We start from the raw sequence: 18,981 nt of genomic DNA, 5'->3' as shown, positions 1-18,981 counted from the left end.
TGTTCCGTCAAAGCAGGTTCAACGTCCGATCGAAGCGTTCGATCGGCCTTCGTTTTTCAAGGGATCGCCAGATGGCCCGTTCAGCTCTTCTCAATGTCATGGTTCAGGCCGCCTTCAAGGCCGGCAAGTCGTTGGCCCGCGATTTCGGCGAAGTCCAGAACCTGCAGGTCTCGCTCAAGGGACCCGGCGACTATGTTTCGCAGGCCGACCGCAAGGCCGAGAAACTCATCCGCGAGGAACTCCTGAAGGCCCGTCCGACCTATGGCTTCCTCGGCGAGGAAGGCGAAGAGATCGTCGGCACGGACGGCGCGCATCGCTGGATCGTCGACCCGCTCGACGGCACCACCAACTTCCTGCACGGCATTCCGCATTTCGCCGTTTCGATCGCCTTGGAGCGTCAGGGCGAAATCGTCGGCGCCGTCATCTTCAACCCGGCGACTGACGAACTCTACACCGCCGAGCGCGGCGGCGGCGCCTTTCTCAACGATCGCCGCCTGCGCGTTGCCGCGCGCAAGCATTTGTCCGACGCGGTCATCGCGACCGGTACCCCGCATCTCGGACGCGGCAACCACGGCAAGTACCTGATCGAACTGCGTCACGTGATGGGCGAAGTGGCCGGTATCCGCCGCATGGGCGCCGCCTCGCTTGATCTCGCCTATGTGGCAGCCGGCCGCTACGACGGTTATTGGGAGCGCGATCTCGCCGCCTGGGACATTGCCGCCGGCGTGCTGCTGATCCGTGAGGCTGGTGGCTGGGCGCACGATATCAACGGAGGTGCCAAGCCGATCGACGACGGCTCGATCGTCTGCGGCAACGAATACATCACCAAGGCGCTCAAGGATGTCGTGCACCGCCCGGTGCCGACGAAATAAGCAGCGCCCCCATTCGGATGCTCGGCCTCCGGCGCTCGCCCGCGTCGGAGGCTTTGTTTTTCTGGCTGATCGGGAATGAGGCAACACGACAGTGCCACATGGCTGTGCCTATCTAAGGCCGTTGCGGCCGTGGCCTCACTTTGGGAACGGCTGAATTTCATCCTTGAATCGATTTCGGTTTCGGGAATTATGCAGTAGGCTCCGCGCCGGCGCGGCGCCGGTCCGACAAGTAAAAACCGGGAGATACTTATACCCATGACGCAATTGCATCTGTCCGGGTGGAGCGGTCGGGAAGGCATGGAAGAAGGCTACAATCCGCACAAGCTTTCGAGTCCCATGCACTATTTCTGGATCATGGTGGTCTTCCTGATCATCGTCGGTTTCGTGGGCGCAATCCTCTTTCGGCAGGCACACAACGCCTTTCTCGCCAATCCCGGGCTCAACGGCTTGATCCTCGGAGTGCTGCTGATCGGCATCCTGCTCGTCTTCAACCATGTGCTCGGCCTGCGGCCCGAGGTGCGCTGGTTCAATTCCTTCCGCGCCGCCGGCAGTGCCGACAAGGTGGGCCGCGACCCGGTACTGCTGGCGCCGATGCGGGCGCTGATCGGTGCCCGCCAGACGGCGATCTCGACGACGGCGCTGCGTTCGATTCTGGATTCGATCGCGACCCGCCTCGATGAATCGCGCGATATTTCACGCTACCTGACCGGTCTTCTCGTGTTTCTCGGTCTGCTCGGCACCTTCTGGGGTCTTTTGGGCACCATCGGTTCGATCAACACGGTCATCCAATCGCTGGATGCCGGTTCGGGCACGACCGAAGACATTCTGGCGGCCTTGAAGAGCGGCCTCTCGGCGCCGTTGACCGGCATGGGCACGGCATTCTCGACATCGCTCTTTGGTCTTTCCGGTTCGCTGATCCTCGGCTTCCTCGACCTGCAGGCCGGCCGCGCCCAGAACCGTTTCTATACCGAGCTTGAAAACTGGCTTTCTTCCGTCACCGACGTCGGCTCCGAGCTGACGCCGTCGCTCGATGTGCGTTCGGGTGCGCCGGTCGAGGAGTTGAAAAAGCTCACGGATCAGCTGCTCCGCCTCAATCAGGAGGGCGGTTCGAGCCAGCGCACGACCGCCGCCATGGCAAGCCTTGCCGAGGGTATCCAGGGCCTGGTGAAGAACATGCGCGGCGAGCAGCAGATGCTGCGCGACTGGATCGAAGCACAGCAGGAAGAGGCCAAGGCGATGCGCAGGACACTCGACAAATTGTCGTCGCGCATCGGTGGCGGCGAGCGGATCACCGTCGCCGGCGAAAGGTCGTCGTTGTCGGCCAAGCTCGGGCAGCTGGACGAGACCGGAGGAGAATAATCCATGGCGCTCGCCCGCAAAGGCCGCTCGCAGCGCACGATCGACTATTGGCCGGGTTTCGTCGATGCGCTGTCGACGCTCCTGCTTTCGATCATGTTCCTGCTCACCGTCTTCGTTCTTGGGCAGTTTCTGCTGAGCCGCGAAATCAGCGGCAAGGACGAGGTGTTGACGCGGCTGAACAGCCAGATCAACGAGCTCACGCAGCTCCTGGCGCTCGAGAAGAGCGGCAAGCAGGATCTCGAGGATTCGCTCGCCAACCTCCAGGCGTCGCTGTCCCAGTCGGAAAGCGAGCGTTCGCGGCTCCAGGCGTTGCTCGACCAGGGCGCCGGCAGCAGCGAAGCCGCCAACCAGAAGATCGGGCGCCTCGGCTCGGAGCTCGAGAACGAGCGCGAGATCAGCGCCCGGGCGATGAGCCAGATCGAACTCCTGAACCAGCAGATCGCGGCGCTGCGCAACCAGATCGCCGCCATCGAGGATGCGCTCCAGGCATCGGAGGCGAAAGACCAGGCGTCGCAGACGAAGATCGCTGACCTTGGCCGCCGCCTGAACGTGGCGCTTGCCCAGCGGGTGCAGGAGCTCAACCGCTATCGCTCCGATTTCTTCGGACGCTTGAGGGAGATCCTCTCCGATCGCGAAAACATCCGCATCGTCGGCGACCGCTTCGTGTTCCAGTCGGAGGTACTGTTCCCATCCGGCGGCAGTGAGCTCAATCCCGAGGGGCAGGCGGAGATGGCGAAACTCGCCTCGGCACTGCTCGATCTCGCCAAGGAGATTCCGGCGGAGATCAACTGGGTGCTGCGCGTCGACGGCCATACCGACAATGTCCAGCTTTCCGGGGCCGGCCGCTATGCCGACAACTGGGAACTTTCCTCGGCGCGCGCGACCTCGGTGGTCAAGTTCCTGATCTCGAAGGGTGTGCCTGCCGATCGCCTGGTTGCCGCCGGTTTCGGCGAGTATCAGCCGATTGCGCCGGGCGAATCCCCGGAAGCCCGGGCCCAGAACCGCCGCATCGAGCTCAAGCTGACCGAAAAGTAGGCCGCGGTCCCGAACGTACCGCGCGCGACATCCGACTCTTGAATTGACCTTGACGTACGCGTAACAGTTGCTGCAGCCATGGATATGGCGAGGGCGACTCCATAGCGTCGTGTTTTTTAAGATACGCGAAAGTCGCCGTATGGGATGCAGGGGAGGGCATTTCATGGATTGCGATGTATTGGTCATCGGCGCTGGGCTTGCCGGCTTGGTCGCCGCTTCGGAGGCGGCCGCCCTCGGGCGCAAGGTCATCGTTCTCGATCAGGAAGGCGAACAGAACCTTGGCGGCCAGGCTTTCTGGTCGCTCGGCGGCCTGTTCTTCGTCGATAGCCCCGAGCAGCGGCGCATGGGCATTCGCGACTCGCGCGAGCTTGCCTGGCAGGACTGGATGGGGTCTTCGCAGTTCGACCGTCCGGAGGACCATTGGCCGCGGCGTTGGGCGGAAGCCTATCTCGATTTTGCCGCTGGCGAAAAGCGCCGCTGGCTGCATTCCCTCGGCATGCGCTGGTTTCCGGTCGTCGGCTGGGCCGAGCGCGGTGGTGGGCTTGCCCATGGCCACGGCAACTCGGTGCCTCGTTTCCACGTCACCTGGGGCACCGGACCGGCGGTGCTCGAACCCTTCATCCGCCTGACGCGGGAGGCGGAAAGCCGCGGTCTCGTGCGCTTCCGGTTCCGCCATAGGGTTGACGAACTCATGACCTCGAACGGCCGCGTGACGGGTGCCCGCGGGGCACTGCTGAAGGAGGATCCGGTCGCACGGGGTGAGCGCAGCTCGCGCGACGTCGCCGGCGATTTCGAGATATCGGCGGGCGCGGTCGTCGTCACTTCGGGCGGCATTGGCGGCAACCACGATCTCGTCCGGCGCAGCTGGCCGCGCAAGCGGCTTGGCCAGCCACCGGCAACGATGGTTTCGGGCGTGCCGCACCACGTCGACGGCCGCATGCTGGAGATTGCCGGCCGGGCGCGCGGCTCGGTCATCAACTCGGATCGCATGTGGCACTATACCGAGGGGCTCAGGAACTTCGACCCGATCTGGCCGGATCATGGCATCCGCATCCTGCCTGGGCCCTCGTCCTTCTGGTGCGATGCAGACGGCAACCGCTTTTCCGCTCCGGCGATGCCGGGTTTCGATACGCTCGGGACCCTGCAGGCGATCCGCGACAGCGGCCACGACTATAGCTGGTTCATCCTGACGCGGGCGATCATCAAGAAGGAGTTTGCGCTTTCCGGTTCGGAGCAGAACCCGGACCTGACCGGCAAGAATATCTCGCTGCTCCTGAAGCGGCTCGGCAAGAACCCACCCGGGCCGGTCCAGGCTTTCATGGACAGGGGCGAGGATTTCATCGTCCGGGACCGGCTCGAAGACCTGGTGCCGGCGATGAACGCGCTGACGGGCGAGAACCGGCTGTCGCCCGATCACCTTCGCCAACAGATCGAGGCGCGCGATCGCGAAATCACCAACCCCTTCTCCAAGGATGCCCAGGTCACCGCGATCCGCGGCGCCCGCGCCTATCGCGGTGATCGGCTGCTGCGCACCGCCAAGCCGCACCGGCTGCTCGATCCGAAAGCAGGGCCGCTGATCGCCGTCCGCCTGCACATCCTGACGCGCAAGACGCTTGGCGGTTTGCAGACCGACCTCTCGGGTCGAGTGCTGGAACAATCGGGCGAGCCGGTGCCAGGTCTCTACGCCGCCGGCGAGGTCGCCGGTTTCGGCGGTGGCGGCATGCATGGCTACAACGCGCTCGAGGGCACCTTCCTCGGCGGCTGCATCTTTTCCGGCCGAGTGGCGGGGCGCGGGGCCGCGGGCGTATGATTGCCGCGTACTCGTAGCTGCCCTCTCCTCGGGTTCAACCCGAGGACTAGCCTTCTACATCCTCACTCGCAATCGCCGCCGAGGCGGGGTTGTAACCAGGTTCACGCAAATCGAGCGAGGCCGTATGCGCATGGAATATGGGCACAGGGCGTGCCGCCGGTGTCCTTCTCCCCGCGGGCGGGGAGAAGGTGGCGGCAGCCGGTTGAGGGGCGGGCCTCACCGAGCCGGTCAGGTGAGCGTCAATCCATCTGCACGTTTGCGTCGCGGACGACCGGCGTCCACTTTGCCAATTCAGCGCTCACATGGGCGGCGAGTTCCGCAGGGGTCGAGCCGACGATCTTGGCGCTGAACTCCTTCATGCGCTCGATGACGGCGGGATCCTTCATGGCCTTGTTTGCTGCTTCGTTGAGGCGAGCGACCACCGGTTGCGGCGTGTTCGCCGGGGCGAAGAGCGCGTTCCAGGTATAGGTCTCGTAGCCCGGGATACCGGATTCAGCGACCGTCGGGACATCGGGGAAGGAGGGCGCGCGCTCCGCCGTGGTCACGGCAAGTGCCCGCAGCGTTCCGGCCTTGATGTGGCTGGAGGAGGAAGGGAGATTGTCGAACATGATCGGCACCTGGTTGCCGATGACGTCGTTCAGCGCCGGGCCGGCGCCCTTGTAGGGGATGTGTTGCATGCTGACGCCGGCCATTTTCTTGAAGAGTTCGCCGGAAAGATGCAGCGGCGTGCCGTTGCCGGAGGAGGCGTAGCTGTATTCGTCGGGCTTGGCCTTAAGCAGCGCCAGCAGTTCCTCGACGTTCTTGGCGGGAAGCTCGGGATTGACGACCAGCACGTTGGGCACGATGACCAGCAGCGAGATCGGCGCGAAGTCCTTTTCCGGATCGTAGGGCTTGGTCTTCAGGATCAGCGGGTTGAGCGCGTGGGTGGCGACGGTTCCCATCAGGATCGTGTAGCCGTCCTGATCGGCGCGCGCGACATTGGCGGCGCCGAGATTGCCGCCGGCGCCGGCGACGTTCTGGACGATCACCTGTTCGCCGAGGTCTTCTGACATTTTCTGCGCGACGATGCGGGCGACCACGTCGGTCGAGCCGCCGGCGGCGAAGGGAACGACCATGGTTATCGGCCGGTCAGGGAAGCCCTGGGCGAGGGCCGAAGTGCCAAAGGGCAGCGCCGATAGCGCCATCAGGCCCAGCGTCAGCGTTGCGCGCCGGGTCAGTTGCGAAAATGCCATGCGAATTTCCTCCCGATCATGTCTGCGAACCGCAGAGAACGGCCTCTGGCAGGCCGGCCCCATAACAATAGGGCTTGCTTGTCAGCCGGCAACCGCCAGGTGTGAAATCAGGAGGAGCGAGCCGCCGCAGCAGCTCAGTTTTTCGTGGCGACGAACAGGGCCTCGGCGCCATGGTCGAACTGCAGCCGCGCGAGCTTGGCGTAGAGGCCACCCTGGCGGATGAGGGAAACGTGCGTTCCTTCCTCGACAATCCGGCCATGATCCATGACCAGGATGCGGTCTGCCTTCAGCACGGTCGCGAGTCGGTGGGCGATAATAATCGTCGTGCGCTCGCGCAGCAGGCCATCGAGGGCTTTCTGCACCAGCGTCTCGCTTTCGGCGTCGAGAGCCGAGGTGGCCTCGTCGAGGAGCAGGATAGGTGCGTTCTTGAGGATGGCGCGGGCAATCGCGATACGCTGGCGCTGGCCGCCGGAAAGCGTGATGCCGCGTTCTCCGACGAGCGTGTCGTAGCCGTTGTCGAGCCGGCCGATGAATTCGTCCGCCTGCGCGGCGACGGCCGCAGCGCGTACTGCCTCGCGGGTCGCGCCGGGGACACCGAAGGCGATGTTGTCATGAACCGAGGAGGCGAAGATCGTGACGTCCTGCGGCACGATCGCCAGCCGATCGCGCAGTTCTTTCGGGTCGACAGTACGGACGTCGAGGCCGTCGACCATCACCGCACCGTTGGCGGGATCGTAGAAGCGCAGGATCATGGAGAAGACCGTGCTCTTGCCGGCACCGGAAGGACCGACAATTGCAACGGTCTCGCCCGGCTTGATCGCGAAGCTGAGGCCGTTCAGGCTCTTGTAGTCGGGACGTGCCGGATAGGCGAAATAGACGTCGTCGAAGGCGATGGCGCCGGAGGCCGGCACGGGCATGGCGACGGGGTTTGCCGGTGCCTGGATCTCGGGGATCGCCGATAGCAGTTCGTTGAGCCGCTCGGCGGCCCCGGCGGCCTGCGAGAGTTCGCCCCAGACTTCCGACAGCGAACCGAGGCTGCCTGCGGCAAAGACCGAGTAGAGCAGGAACTGGCTGAGCGTGCCGGCGGAAAGGTTGCCCGAAAGCACGTCATGCGCGCCGAACCAGAGCACCGCGACGACGCTGCCGAAGACCATGGTGATGGCGAAGGCGGTGAGCACCGAGCGTGCCTTGATGGCGGCGCGCGCAGCGCCATAGGCATCCTCGACAGCGCTGGCGAAGCGGTTGTTGGCGAGCGCCTCGCCATTGAAGGCCTGCACCGTGCGTGATGCGGCAATCGCCTCGCCGGCATAGGCCGACGCGGTGGCAAGCGTATCCTGCGCCTCACGCGAGCGGCGGCGGACGGAGCGGCCGAAGCCGACGAGAGGGAAGACGATGATCGGGATCGCGATCAGCACCAGGCTCGAAAGCTTCGGGCTGGTATAGACCATCATGCCGATGGCACCGAGACACAGGATCAGGTTGCGCAGCGCGACCGAAGCGGTGGCGCCGACGGCGGACTTGACCTGGGTCGTGTCGGCCGTCAGCCGCGAGACGATCTCGCCGGACTGGTTGACGTCGAAGAAGGAAGCGGAAAGCCGGGTGACGCGATCGAAGACATTGCGCCTGAGGTCGGCAACGATGCGCTCACCCAGCGTGATGACGAAATAGTAGCGCGCAGCGCTGGCCAGCGCGAGCACGACCGCGAGCATCATCAGCATCGAGAAGTAGGTATTGATGAAACCGGAATCGGAACTGGAAAAGCCGTGGTCGACCATCCGCCGGACGGCCAGAGGCAGCGCCAGCGTCGTGACCGCGGCCAGGATCAGAGAGATGCCTGCGCCGACGACCAGATGGCGGTAGCGGGCGAGGTAAGGTAGAAGCGTGGCGAGAGGGCGGATGGATTTGCGCGCTGGCGCCTGGATTTCTCGTTCGGACACTTGACCCCCGTTCGCCAACCACGGAGGAAAGGGTTTGCCCATGAGTCTTCCGCGCGGCACTTGTTATCCCGCAGACCTTGATGTATAGGCACGGCATCGAATTGGGAAGCCGTGGCCCTTCAGCCGGTCCGCGGCTTCATTTACGTGTTCGGTCTCGAAGTCGCAATGCCTTGCGACAATTGGACCCTGGAACTCTAGGAAGATCGTTATGAAGGCAGACATCCATCCCGACTACCACATGATCAAGGTGGTCATGACTGACGGCACCGAATACGAAACCCGCTCGACCTGGGGTTCTGAAGGCGCCACCATGAACCTGGAAATCGACCCGAAGTCGCACCCGGCTTGGACGGGCGGCAACCAGCAGCTCATGGACCGCGGCGGCCGCGTCTCCAAGTTCAAGAAGCGCTTCGAAGGCCTCGGCCTCTAATCGAACGCCTCTTCGGCATTCTCGAAGCCCGGCCATCGCGCCGGGCTTTTTGCTGGCCGATCGAGAGGCGGCCGGGCTTGTGTGTCATTCGGGAAGCCCGGCCTTGCGAAAGCCATCGACGAAATGCGCGAGCATCGCGTCGTCACGGAACGGCTCGGTCGCGGCCCAGTGGCGGATCGTAAAACCCGGGTTGGCCACGAGAAACAGCTCCACTTCCGTGCGCGCCTCCTCGAGGCGGCCGAGCTGGGCGAGGCTTGCCGCCAGGAACCGGCGTGAACTCGTGCGATAGGTCTCGTCGCTCCGCAGCGTATCGATGGCGGCTGCATAGTCGCCGGCCGCATATTGCGCCTGGCCGAGCGCCAGATAGTACCAGCTTGCGGGAAACGGGTTCAGTCGGAACGCCTTGCGGATATGCTCGAGGCCTTCCTCGACCCGCCCGGCGAGAACCTCGATGTCGGACAACGCCGCCCAGGTGTCCGCCTCGTTCGGATCGAGTTCGATCGCCTTGGCGAATTCCGCATCCGCCTCGGTGAAGCTGTGCTCATAGGCGAGCAGATAGGCCAGGATCCAGCGGCTGCCGGCATCGGCTGGATCGATCGTAACGGCTTTGCGCGCCAGCTCCAGGGCAAGGCCGCGGGCGGCCTCCGTCGGTCCGCCGGAGTGCACCCATCCCATCCAGTGGTTCATGGCCAGCCAGCGATAGGCCTCTGCGTAATCGGGGTCGAGCGAAACCGCGCGCGTCAGCATCAGGTGCGCTTCCTGCGCCGCCTGTGGCGTATCATCCATCAGCCTGCGGGCTCGCACACAGAGATCGTAGGCATCGATGTTGCGTGGCCGCGGCGGTGGCCACAATTGCCCGAGCAGGGCTTCCACGATCTTGCCGGTGACCTCATCCTGAACGGCGAAGATGTCTTCCAGTTCGCGATCGAAGCGTTCCGCCCAGAGATGGTCGCCGCTCAGTGTGTCGACCAGTTGGGCATTGATGCGCACGCGTCCCGCCGTGCGCCTGGCGCTGCCTTCCAGCAGGTAACGCACGCCAAGGTCATCCGCGATCGCGCGCACGTCCACGGCCTTGCCCTTGTAGACAAAGGACGAGTTGCGGGCGATGACGAACAGGCCGGGAATTCTGGACAGGTCGGTGATCAGGTCCTCGGTCAACCCATCCGTGAAGGGCTCCTGCTCCGGATCGTTGCTGACGTTGACGAAGGGTAGAACGGCGATCGATGGTTTGTCCGGCAGGGGCAGCGGGCGCCGCTTTGCCGCACCGAGTTTCCTCGCGCTCCCGCTGAAGCGATAGCCGACGCGCGGGACCGTCGAGATCCATTCGCCGCCGTCGGCGGCAGGGCCAAGCAACTTCCTGAGCTGCGCGATCTGGACGGTGAGATTGCCTTCCTCGACGGCCGTTCCCGGCCACGCCGCGTCCATCAGTTCGGCCTTCCCCAGGACTTCGCCGGCGCGCCCGACGAGCGCCGCAAGCAATTTTAGTCCGCGATAGCCGATGGCAACAGGATCATCGTCCCGGAGGAGCGTTCCCGCACCCGGATCAAGCACGAAGGGGCCAAAGGCAAAGCGCGTTTCCTGCATGGAGCGCATCTATAATTCGTTTGGAAGTTTTTGAGAACTTTTTGGACGCGCTTAATTACGCCCCGGTTCGGCTCCTGCAGAATTCCTCCGTCTTTCGGGCTGACGATGGAGGCTGCCATGAACCATGTTCCCATTCCCGTATCCCGGCAGCGGGTGGTGCGACCGGCCGTACCCGCGCGGGAGGAAAACCGGTTGCGCTGGCATACCAGCTTCGCAGCGCTCAGACGCATTGTCGCGACCTGGGAGAAGCGGGCTCGCTTCCGCCGCGACGTCGAACAGGTTTCGAGGCACGACCCGCATCTGATCGACGATATCGGCCTGACAAGACGGCAGGTCGAGATCGAAATCGCCAAACATTTCTGGCAAGCCTGAGGCGTGCCGGAATGATATCGGACCAGCAGCCTCCGTGTGTCGCAGTGGAGCGCCGGCGCGACACGGCGTTTTCGCGAGAGCAATCAATCCCTTGGGCGGCGATAGCCGGCACGATCGCGACCGTGACGGTGTTCGCTGTCGCCCAGGGGCTGACCTATCCCTTGCTCAGCTTCATTCTGGAGCGGCAGGCAACGACGCCCGGGCTGATCGGCCTGTCGGCGGCGATGACGCCGCTGGGTTTCATCGTTTCCGCGCCCCTCATTCCGGCGCTGGTTCGGCGCCTGGGTGCGGCGTGGCTTGCTATCCTATGCTCGCTGTGCGCCGCGCTCACCCTGATCGCAATCGCCTGGACGCAGGACCTCTGGGCCTGGATGCCCCTGCGCTTCCTGCTCGGCTTCTTTGCCAATCCGCTGTCAGTGATCAGCGAGACCTGGCTGATCACGATCACGCCTCCCTCACGCCGGGGCCGCATCATGGGCTTCTATTCTTCGGTCGTTTCCGGTGGTTTCGCCATCGGCCCGCTGTCGCTCGGCCTCGTCGGCACGGAGGGTTGGACGCCGTTCCTGATCGGCGTCGTGGCCTTCCTTCTCTGCGGCATGATCCTGCTGACAGTCGTGCCGCGCCTGCCGGATATGCCCCATGACGGCGAGGCAACCTCCGTCGGCGGCTTCGTGGCGCTGGCGCCCCTCCTCCTGTTTGCGGTTTTCACCGCTGCCGCTTTCGAGCAAACCCTGCTTTCCCTGTTCACCAGCTATGGTGCCGCGTTCGGAAGCGCCGAGGAGCGGATCGCCTCCCTCATAACCTGTTTCATCGCCGGCAATGCGCTGCTGCAGGTGCTTCTCGGGCGCATGGCCGAGCAGATCGGCTCGATGTGGGCGGTGTTGTTCTGTGTCCTGGTCTCGCTGGCCGGATGCCTGTTGCTGCCATGGGCTTTCAATTCCTGGCTCATCTGGCCGCTCGTCTTCGTCTGGGGCGGGGTCTCATTCGGCATCTATACGATGTCGCTAATCGAGCTCGGTGAGCGGTTCACCGGCCAGGCCCTGATCGCCGGCAACGCGGCCTTCGCCGTCGCTTGGGGTTTCGGCGGCATCGTGGGTTCGCCTACGACGGGACTGGCCATGCAGTGGCTCGGGCATCGGGGACTGCCGTTGGCTCTTGGCTTCCTGTGCTGCGTGCTGGTGATGTTTATACTGGCGAAGATACGGCGCGCACGATCGTGACGCCAGCGACGCAAACAAAAACCCGGCCAGGCCGGGTTCGTCTTCTGTATGCCGAGGAGAAGGGCTGTCAGTTGGTGCCGAAGGCCGTCTGCAGCAGCTTGATCTGCGCCTTGACGCCGTTCTGGTTGTCCGGAACGATGGCGGCGGCTTCGTGCGGGCGATAGATTTCGCGGTCGAGCAGGGCGACGCGGTTTTGCAGGCGCAGCGAGCGTTCGATCAGGTCGCGGAAGGATTCCGGCAGTTCGGCCCAGCCCGGAGCAGAGCGGTCTACGTTGAAGCTGTCGAGGCGCACCTTGCTCTTTTCCGACATCACCTGGTCGCGGCTCATCTCACCGTTGTTGACGGCGCGCTGCAAAAGCAGCCACGACGCCATCTGCATCAGGCGGGTGGTAAGCCGCATGGACTCGGCCGCATAGAGAACCGATGCCATGCGTGGCAGAACCTTCGAGGCGGCGCGGCCGGGGCCGTCGAGATAGGTGGCCGTTTCCTCGACCAGACCCATGCCTTCCGAATAGAGTGTCTTGAATTGTGCCGAGGACGCCGCGTGTCCCGCGAAACTGACCGTATTCAATCCTCTCTCGGACATGACCTGTTTTCCCTGGTTCAAACGCATCACGACAGTCAGGTAGCGGACGGTTATAGGAAATAAATCCTTGCCCGTCTCTATGCTCGAAGAATGATCCGATAGCGCATTTCGCGCAAGGGTATTCTTAAGAAAGGGTTAATCTCCACAGTTCTTTAGCGGAAGCTATGCCAAAATAAAAAAAGAGCCGCGGAAAGCGGCTCTCAAGGTAAAACAGGGAGAAAAATCAGACCCATTCGCCAGTCGGAGAAATTGTCTGAAACCGGAAAGCTCCGGATGCCCTGACAATCGCAGATAATGCTTAATGTGCCGTTAAAGGCGCTTCGTTTTGCTGCGCTGCGGCCGCTGCGGTAACGGTTCAGCGGAACAGGCTCTCGGCAGCGGAGCGGCTTGCGGATTTGCGCGTCCGCTCGGCTTCGAGCCGGGCGATTTCCTCCGTCAACAGGGTGATGCGCTGAGTGAGTTCATCGACTGAAAGCAGTGAAAGGTCGCTGCCGATTTCGTGCACCACCTTCTTCTGTGGTCGGTCATCGTCAAACAGGCTCATCGGTCTGATCCTCCCATCTCTGGTTGTTGTCCGGTTCGCTGCGCGCTTCCTCGAACGGGGCAGCGCGCGGTGAAAGCTGCAGGCTCTCCGGCGTCGTCGGCGCGCCGGCATTGACCGGCGAGAAGGCATCGCGGTCGGAAACCGGCACGGGCGCGCGCATCCGGCTGCGAATGATGGCATAGGCTGTGATCAAAATGTGGGCACAGGCGGTAATCATGAACAGGCCGTAGGGGCCGGCTGCCGTCATGACCGGACCGCCGATCGTCGGGCCGATGATGGTGCCGACGCCGTAGAGCAGCAGCAGGCCACCGGAGACCTTCACGAAGTCTTCGGCGGTCGCAAAGTCGTTGGCGTGGGACACGGCGATCGGATAGAGCGCGTTGGCGGCAGCACCATAGATCGCGATCAGCGTCAACACGATCCAGACCTGGCTCGGCTCGATCAGGAAGATGAGCAGTCCGGCGAAGGCGCCGACGCCTGCAAGCGCTGCCAGAACATAGCGGCGGTCGATGCGGTCCGAGAGGCGGCCGGCCGGGAGCTGCATCACCGCGCCTGCGAAGATCGCCACGCTCATCATGGCCGCAACCGTGCTGTCGGAGAGGCCGGCCTGTCGCCCGAAGACGGCGCCGAGCGTGCCGAAGGCACCGTTGGCGATGCCGACGAGAAGGATGCCGAGGAAGGACACCGGCGAGTTGCGATAAAGCGCGCGCAGGTCGAGGCGAACCTGCTTCAACGGTTGCGGCGAAGCGGCCTTGGAAAGAAGCGTCGGCAGCATGGCGAGGCAATAGAGGATGCCGCAGATCATGAAGAAGAAGCTGGTCAAGGTGTCGCCGAAGGGGATCATCATCTGGCCGCCGACGACGCCGAAGAGTGTGATGGCGATATAGAGCGAGAAGATCACGCCGCGGCTCTCATTGGTGGCGCGCTCGTTCAGCCAGCTTTCGATGATCATCGACGTACCGGCGGTGGAGAAGCCGGTAAGCGCGCGCAGGACCAACCACCAAGTCGGGTCGATCATGATGCCCGTCAGCAGCGCGACGATGGCGATCAGCGAAGCAAAGACGCTGAAGGCGCGCACATGGCCAATGCGCTTGACGACATTCGGGGCGAAGAAGCAGCCGAGAACGAAGCCGGCGGCCCAAGACGTGCCGATCAGGCCAAGGATGGTGGTTGGATACCCTTCGGCGGTACCACGTACGGGAAGAAGCAAGCCCTGGAGGCCATTGCCCAGAAAGAGAAACAACGTACCGAGCAGGAGGGCGGCGACCGGGAGCAGGTTCTTTCTCATCATCCATCCGAAATTCGTTCTGCCGTCGGCAAGTTAGGGCGATGCCTGGTGAATTGCCAGCCGGTTTCTCTTTGTAGCGCTTCGAGTTGCCGCAGGTTTTTTCCCATCAATCGGTGACGATTGAAGGAGACCGGTCATTGCAAATCATCCGCGGAAACACTAGCCCTTTTTGCCGTGCACGACGTATCGCTAGTCCTGGGGGAAGGCGCTGCTCCGTGCGACGAATGGTGCCGGCGTTGCGATGGCTTCGCCGGTTGAGGCGGCCTCCCGGAACACGAGGGCAACATGCAGAAGGCGCTCGCCCTTATCCTGCTGCTGGCAATGGCCATCCAGCTTCTGTGGCCGCTCGGCATCCCGGGTCTGCGCCGCCGCCGCGACTTCTGGAAGATCGCCGTCTTCGCCATCGTCATGATGATGGTGACAGTCTTGATCCGGCCGTAACCGGCTCACTCTGCTCGCGACCAACCCGTTTCCTTGGAAACTCCGGGGCCGATCGTCCGATGCTATTGGGTTGTACGTATATTCGTTACAACTACAAAAGGGCGCAGGACAGATGGGGAATAACGCGCTAGATTACCTCTTTCATTCGGGAAGTGAATTCGAGGGTTTCTTGGAACGCCGTCTCGCTGCCATTCTCGCTGCCGATGTCGTGGGCTACAGCCGCCTGATCGGCGCTGACGAGACCGGCACGCTGGCCGCGATGAAACGGCACAAGAACGAGCTCGTCGATCCCAAGATCAACCGCCACAAGGGCCGCATCGTCAAATTGACCGGCGACGGCATTCTCGTCGAGTTCGCAAGCGTCGTGAATGCGGTTGCCTGTGCCGTCGACATTCAGCGCGGCATGCTCATCCGCAATGAAAGCGTGCCGCCGCTGAAACGCATCGAGCTGCGTATCGGCGTGCATCTCGGCGATATCATCGTCGAGGACGGCGATATTTTCGGCGACGGCGTCAATGTCGCCGCCCGGCTCGAAGGCCTGGCGGAACCATCCGGCATCGCTGTCTCCGCATCCGTGCGCGACCATGTCGGAGCACGCCTGGACGTCGGCTTCATCGACAAGGGTGAACACGCGCTGAAGAACATTGCCGCCGGCGTTCACGTCTATTCGGTGGCGCTCGGTGCGCCGACGAAGGTTGCGGCGGCGCCAAGCGAGGTCGGGCCCATCGTGCTCGATGACGGCTACGGGCTCTCGGTCGGTGTGCTTCCCTTCACCAACATGAGCCATGACCCGGAGCAGGAATATTTCTCCGACGGCATCACCGAGGACATCATCACGGATCTCTCGAAGATTTCGAAGCTGCATGTCGTCGCCCGCAACACGGTGTTCACCTACAAGGGGCGGTCGGTGAAGGTGAAGCAGGTCGCTCAGGAGCTCGGCGTCCGCTACATCCTCGAAGGCAGCGTGCGCAAGGCCGGCTCGCGGGTCCGGATCACCGGCCAGCTCATCGACGCCTTGACCGGCACGCATCTCTGGGCCGACCGCTACGACCGCGACCTGACCGACATCTTCGCCATCCAGGACGAGATCACCCATTCCATCGTCGATCAGCTCAGGATCAAGCTGCTGCCGGCGGAGCGGCGTGCGATCGAAAGCGACCCGACCACGAGCGTGGAGGCCTATACCTACTATCTGCGCGGCCGGCAGTTCTCGCATGCCTGGACCCGGTCCTATCTGCTGCTCGCTCGGCGCATGTTCCTGAAGGCGGTGGAACTCGATCCCGACTTTGCCCGCGCCTATGCCGGCATCGCCGATTGCGAGTCGGCGCTGCGCGACTGGCATGAGGACGAGTTCCCTCTGGACGGTATTCTTTCCACCACTGCGAGAGCCCTGGAGCTCGATCCGAACCTGGCGGAGGCGCATGCCTCCCGCGGTCTGGTTCTCCACCAGGACGGCCAGGACGACGAGGCGGTCGCCGAGTTCGAGCGGGCGCTGACCTTGGACCCCAGCCTGTACGAGGCGAACTTCCACTATGCCCGTTTCCTGTTCATGCAGGGCGCCTTCGAAACGGCGATCCAGTTCTTCAAGCGTGCAGCGGACATCAGGCTTGACGACTATCTGTCGCCGATCCACCTGATGAGCGCCTACCGTTCGCTCGGCCGGGAGGCCGAACGCACGCAGTGGGCGAAGATCGGCATTTCGCGCGCGGAGCGGGCGCTGGAACTCAACCCGGAAAACTCCGGCCCCGCACATCGCGGCGCACTGGCACTTGCCCATATGGGCGAGGCGGATCGGGCGCGGGAATGGGCGGCGCGCGCGCTGGCGATCGATCCCGACGACGTGGTCGCCCGGTACAATACCGCCTGCGTCTATTCCATTCTCGGCGACATCGATGCGGCGCTCGATCTTCTCGAAACCCTGCTGCCGCAAAGCTCGTGCTACCAGCTGCTTTGGTTCAAGCAGGATTCCGATCTGGATGCGGTGCGGCACCACGTGCGCTTCCAGGCGATGCTCGCGGCGATCGCGAAATGTGAGGCGGGCTTGCGCTGACCGCCGAAGGAGGCCGGCGGTCGCTTTCAGTTCAATGATGGCTTGCCTGGCGGGATCCCGCCGGCGTGCTGCTCCGGCCGCCCGTCAGCCACCAGATGGCCGAGCCGGTGACAAACATCATGGCTGTCGCAACGAACACCACCGCGGTGAAGGCCTGTTCGAAGGCGAGTCGGGCGCGCATCACCAGTTCGCCCGCCAGTTCCGGCGGCAGCTTTTCGGCGAGGATCAGGGCTTCGTCGAGGCTGTCGCGCGCCATCGGCGAGATTGCGGCACCTTCCGGCAGGGCCAGAAAGGCCGTGTAGACGATCGACATCACACTGCCGAGCACCGCAATGCCGATCGCGCCGCCGAGTTCGAACGAGACCTCCTCGATCGATGCCGCCATGCCTGCCCGCTCCGGCGGGGCGTTGAACATGATGGCGCTGGAGGCGGCCGTCATCGAGGCGCCGATCCCGAGGCCGAGAACGACGAGGCTGGCGATCTGGGCAGGCGTGCCGACGCCGTGAAGCAGCAAGTAAGCTGCGAGACCGGCAGCCGCGAGGAGCAGGCCGGAGCGCAGCACCACTTCCGCTCCGAGACGCGGAAGCAGCGTGCCGGTCAGGGGGCCGGCGACGAAGGCGGCGAGCGGGATCGGCAGGATGAAGAAGCCGGCTTCGAGCGGCGAAAAGCCGTCAACGAGCTGCAACTGCTGGCTCAGGACGAGTTCGATGCCAACGATGGACGCCGACGCCACCAGTGCCGCCGCCACGCCGGAAGAAAACACTTCGTTGCGGAAGAGGCTGAAATCGATCAGCGGATGCGGGCTCCGGCGCTGGCGGCGGACAAAGGCGACGAGTGCGACCGCACCGATCACGGCCGCGGCGAAGCCGGCTTCCAGCGACGGCTCGCGCTTGCTCGTTTCCTTGACGGCATAGGCAAGACCAACGAGCCCCACCATGATCTGAAACGAACCGAGCGCATCCCACGGATGTCTGGGATTGCCGGGGCTGTTCGGCAGCACGACGATGCCGAGCATGAGGGCAATTGCGACGATCGGCACGTTGATCAGGAAGACCGAGCCCCACCAGAAATACTCGAGCAGGAAACCGCCGAGAACCGGACCGATCGCGGCGCCACCGGAGGCGATCGCGGCCCAGACGCCGATTGCCAGCGCCCGTTCGCGTTCATCGGTGAAGGTGAGGCGGATGATCGAAAGTGTTGCCGGCATCATCAGCGCGGCGCCGACCGCAAGCAGAACTCGGGCGCCGATCAGGACCACGGGGGTGGGGGCATAGGCGGCGACCAGCGAAGCGACGCCGAAGACGGCAAGGCCGACGATGAAGGGCTTCTTGTGGCCGAGCCGGTCGCCGAGCGTGCCGAGGCCGGGCAGGAGGCCGGCAACGACGAGGGCATAGGCGTTGACGATCCAGAGTTTCTCGGACGCGCTCGCGCCGAGGTCATGGGTCAGACGGGGAAGGGCAGTATAGAGCACCGTCATGTCGACGACGATCAAAAGGAGTGCGCTCGATACGATGGCCAGAACGAGCCAGCGATTTTGCGGAAGCATGGTACACCTCGGGTGGCCACCCACAGGGAAATGGGGGCCAAGTCTTGTTAACGTCAGGGTCATTATTTAAATACGTACGTATGGATTTGAAATAGGAAGTCAAGATGGGACGACGTCGGACAATCGATCGTGACAAGGTTCTGGATGCAGCGGAGGCGATCGTGAACGCCGTCGGCGCCGCCGGCCTGACGATCGATGCGGTCGCCAAGGCGGCCGGTATCACCAAGGGCGGCGTGCAATATTGCTTCGGCAACAAGGACGGTCTGATCGACGCGATGATGGAGCGCTGGTTCAACGAGTTCGACACCGCGGTTGCGGCGGAGGGCGGCGAGGACCCCGACCCGGTGAAGGCAATGCGCGCCCATGCCTTGGTGACTGCCCGGATGAACACGGCCGACAGAGCCCGGACGTCGGGCATGATGGCGGCACTGCTGCAGCGGGAAGAGCATATGGCAAAGAACCGCGCCTGGTACCGCGCCCGTCTCGATGGCATCGACCTCACGACGGAGGAGGGGCGCCGGGCACGGCTCGTCTTCCTCGCCACCGAAGGCGTCTTCCTGCTGCGCGGTTTCGGCTTCGTCGAGATAGATGACGCCGAGTGGCGGGATATGTTCGCCGATATCCTGACGCTGTTGCCCGACCCCGGCGACGTCTCCTAAAGGTCTGGCAGGAAAA

Annotated in this window: 17 protein-coding genes; 10 read left to right on the top strand and 7 right to left on the bottom strand. The window is 63.7% G+C overall.

Annotated features, from left to right (window positions below; genetic code table 11):
- Positions 1-71 precede the first annotated feature (71 nt).
- The 4 genes from AC0C6X_RS15950 to AC0C6X_RS15935 all read left to right on the top strand — a co-directional run bounded on the left by AC0C6X_RS15950 (position 72) and on the right by AC0C6X_RS15935 (position 5,076).
- Positions 72-872 carry an inositol monophosphatase family protein gene (locus AC0C6X_RS15950; protein ID WP_173520409.1) on the top strand — a complete coding sequence of 267 codons (801 nt, stop codon included), beginning with the start codon at positions 72-74 and terminating at the stop codon, positions 870-872.
- Positions 873-1,127: 255 nt separating this feature from the next.
- On the top strand, positions 1,128-2,231 hold the full coding sequence (locus tag AC0C6X_RS15945; RefSeq protein WP_173520410.1) for a flagellar motor protein MotA: 1,104 nt from the start codon (positions 1,128-1,130) through the stop codon (positions 2,229-2,231).
- Positions 2,232-2,234: 3 nt separating this feature from the next.
- The gene (locus tag AC0C6X_RS15940; RefSeq protein ID WP_173520411.1) at positions 2,235-3,266 is read left to right on the top strand and encodes a peptidoglycan -binding protein; all 1,032 of its coding nucleotides are present in this window, start codon (positions 2,235-2,237) and stop codon (positions 3,264-3,266) included.
- 163 nt (positions 3,267-3,429) lie between these two features.
- Positions 3,430-5,076, top strand: coding sequence for an FAD-binding dehydrogenase (locus tag AC0C6X_RS15935; protein ID WP_472953966.1), 1,647 nt, complete (start codon positions 3,430-3,432; stop codon positions 5,074-5,076).
- A 239-nt stretch (positions 5,077-5,315) separates the two neighbouring features.
- Here AC0C6X_RS15935 and AC0C6X_RS15930 read toward each other — a convergent pair whose 3' ends face one another.
- Complete coding sequence (locus AC0C6X_RS15930; RefSeq protein WP_472953963.1) at positions 5,316-6,308, bottom strand: Bug family tripartite tricarboxylate transporter substrate binding protein; 993 nt, start codon at positions 6,306-6,308, stop codon at positions 5,316-5,318.
- Positions 6,309-6,442: 134 nt separating this feature from the next.
- Complete coding sequence (locus AC0C6X_RS15925; RefSeq protein ID WP_432704711.1) at positions 6,443-8,287, bottom strand: ABC transporter transmembrane domain-containing protein; 1,845 nt, start codon at positions 8,285-8,287, stop codon at positions 6,443-6,445.
- Positions 8,288-8,453: 166 nt separating this feature from the next.
- Here AC0C6X_RS15925 and rpmE point away from each other — a divergent pair, with 166 nt between their 5' ends.
- Complete coding sequence (gene rpmE / locus AC0C6X_RS15920; protein WP_173520415.1) at positions 8,454-8,675, top strand: 50S ribosomal protein L31; 222 nt, start codon at positions 8,454-8,456, stop codon at positions 8,673-8,675.
- 84 nt (positions 8,676-8,759) lie between these two features.
- Here rpmE and AC0C6X_RS15915 read toward each other — a convergent pair whose 3' ends face one another.
- Entirely contained in the window at positions 8,760-10,259 is a 1,500-nt protein-coding gene (locus tag AC0C6X_RS15915; protein WP_472954111.1) for a winged helix-turn-helix domain-containing tetratricopeptide repeat protein, read from the bottom strand.
- A gap of 117 nt (positions 10,260-10,376) precedes the next feature.
- Between AC0C6X_RS15915 and AC0C6X_RS15910 the strand changes: the two genes are divergently transcribed.
- Positions 10,377-10,631, top strand: a complete 255-nt coding sequence (locus AC0C6X_RS15910) for a DUF1127 domain-containing protein (RefSeq protein ID WP_247959775.1) — start codon at positions 10,377-10,379, stop codon at positions 10,629-10,631.
- A gap of 11 nt (positions 10,632-10,642) precedes the next feature.
- The gene (locus tag AC0C6X_RS15905) at positions 10,643-11,851 is read left to right on the top strand and encodes an MFS transporter (RefSeq protein WP_247959774.1); all 1,209 of its coding nucleotides are present in this window, start codon (positions 10,643-10,645) and stop codon (positions 11,849-11,851) included.
- A 67-nt stretch (positions 11,852-11,918) separates the two neighbouring features.
- On the opposite strand, the gene rcdA is transcribed toward AC0C6X_RS15905, so the two are convergent.
- The 3 genes from rcdA to AC0C6X_RS15890 form a co-directional block, all read right to left on the bottom strand.
- Positions 11,919-12,437 (bottom strand): protease adaptor protein RcdA, encoded by a 519-nt coding sequence (rcdA, locus tag AC0C6X_RS15900; protein WP_173520417.1) that lies wholly within the window; start codon positions 12,435-12,437, stop codon positions 11,919-11,921.
- Positions 12,438-12,792: 355 nt separating this feature from the next.
- Positions 12,793-12,981, bottom strand: a complete 189-nt coding sequence (locus AC0C6X_RS15895) for a DUF1192 domain-containing protein (RefSeq protein ID WP_173520418.1) — start codon at positions 12,979-12,981, stop codon at positions 12,793-12,795.
- Positions 12,968-14,269, bottom strand: coding sequence for an MFS transporter (locus AC0C6X_RS15890; RefSeq protein ID WP_173520419.1), 1,302 nt, complete (start codon positions 14,267-14,269; stop codon positions 12,968-12,970). Before AC0C6X_RS15890 ends, AC0C6X_RS15895 begins: the two co-directional genes overlap by 14 nt.
- Positions 14,270-14,554: 285 nt before the next feature.
- On the opposite strand from AC0C6X_RS15890, the gene AC0C6X_RS15885 reads away from it, so the two are divergent.
- Together AC0C6X_RS15885 and AC0C6X_RS15880 are read left to right on the top strand one after the other, a co-directional pair.
- Complete coding sequence (locus AC0C6X_RS15885) at positions 14,555-14,710, top strand: hypothetical protein (RefSeq protein ID WP_173520420.1); 156 nt, start codon at positions 14,555-14,557, stop codon at positions 14,708-14,710.
- 112 nt (positions 14,711-14,822) lie between these two features.
- Positions 14,823-16,760, top strand: a complete 1,938-nt coding sequence (locus AC0C6X_RS15880) for a tetratricopeptide repeat protein (protein ID WP_173520421.1) — start codon at positions 14,823-14,825, stop codon at positions 16,758-16,760.
- A 31-nt stretch (positions 16,761-16,791) separates the two neighbouring features.
- On the opposite strand, the gene AC0C6X_RS15875 is transcribed toward AC0C6X_RS15880, so the two are convergent.
- The gene (locus AC0C6X_RS15875; protein ID WP_472953957.1) at positions 16,792-18,306 is read right to left on the bottom strand and encodes an MFS transporter; all 1,515 of its coding nucleotides are present in this window, start codon (positions 18,304-18,306) and stop codon (positions 16,792-16,794) included.
- 104 nt (positions 18,307-18,410) lie between these two features.
- Here AC0C6X_RS15875 and AC0C6X_RS15870 point away from each other — a divergent pair, with 104 nt between their 5' ends.
- The gene (locus tag AC0C6X_RS15870; protein ID WP_173520423.1) at positions 18,411-18,965 is read left to right on the top strand and encodes a TetR/AcrR family transcriptional regulator; all 555 of its coding nucleotides are present in this window, start codon (positions 18,411-18,413) and stop codon (positions 18,963-18,965) included.
- The last annotated feature ends 16 nt before the right edge of the window (positions 18,966-18,981 follow it).

The sequence above is a fragment of the Ensifer sp. VA4 genome (genome assembly GCF_055710065.1).
Note: the sequence above shows the minus strand (reverse complement) of the source record. Positions and strands in the feature narration are given on the sequence as shown.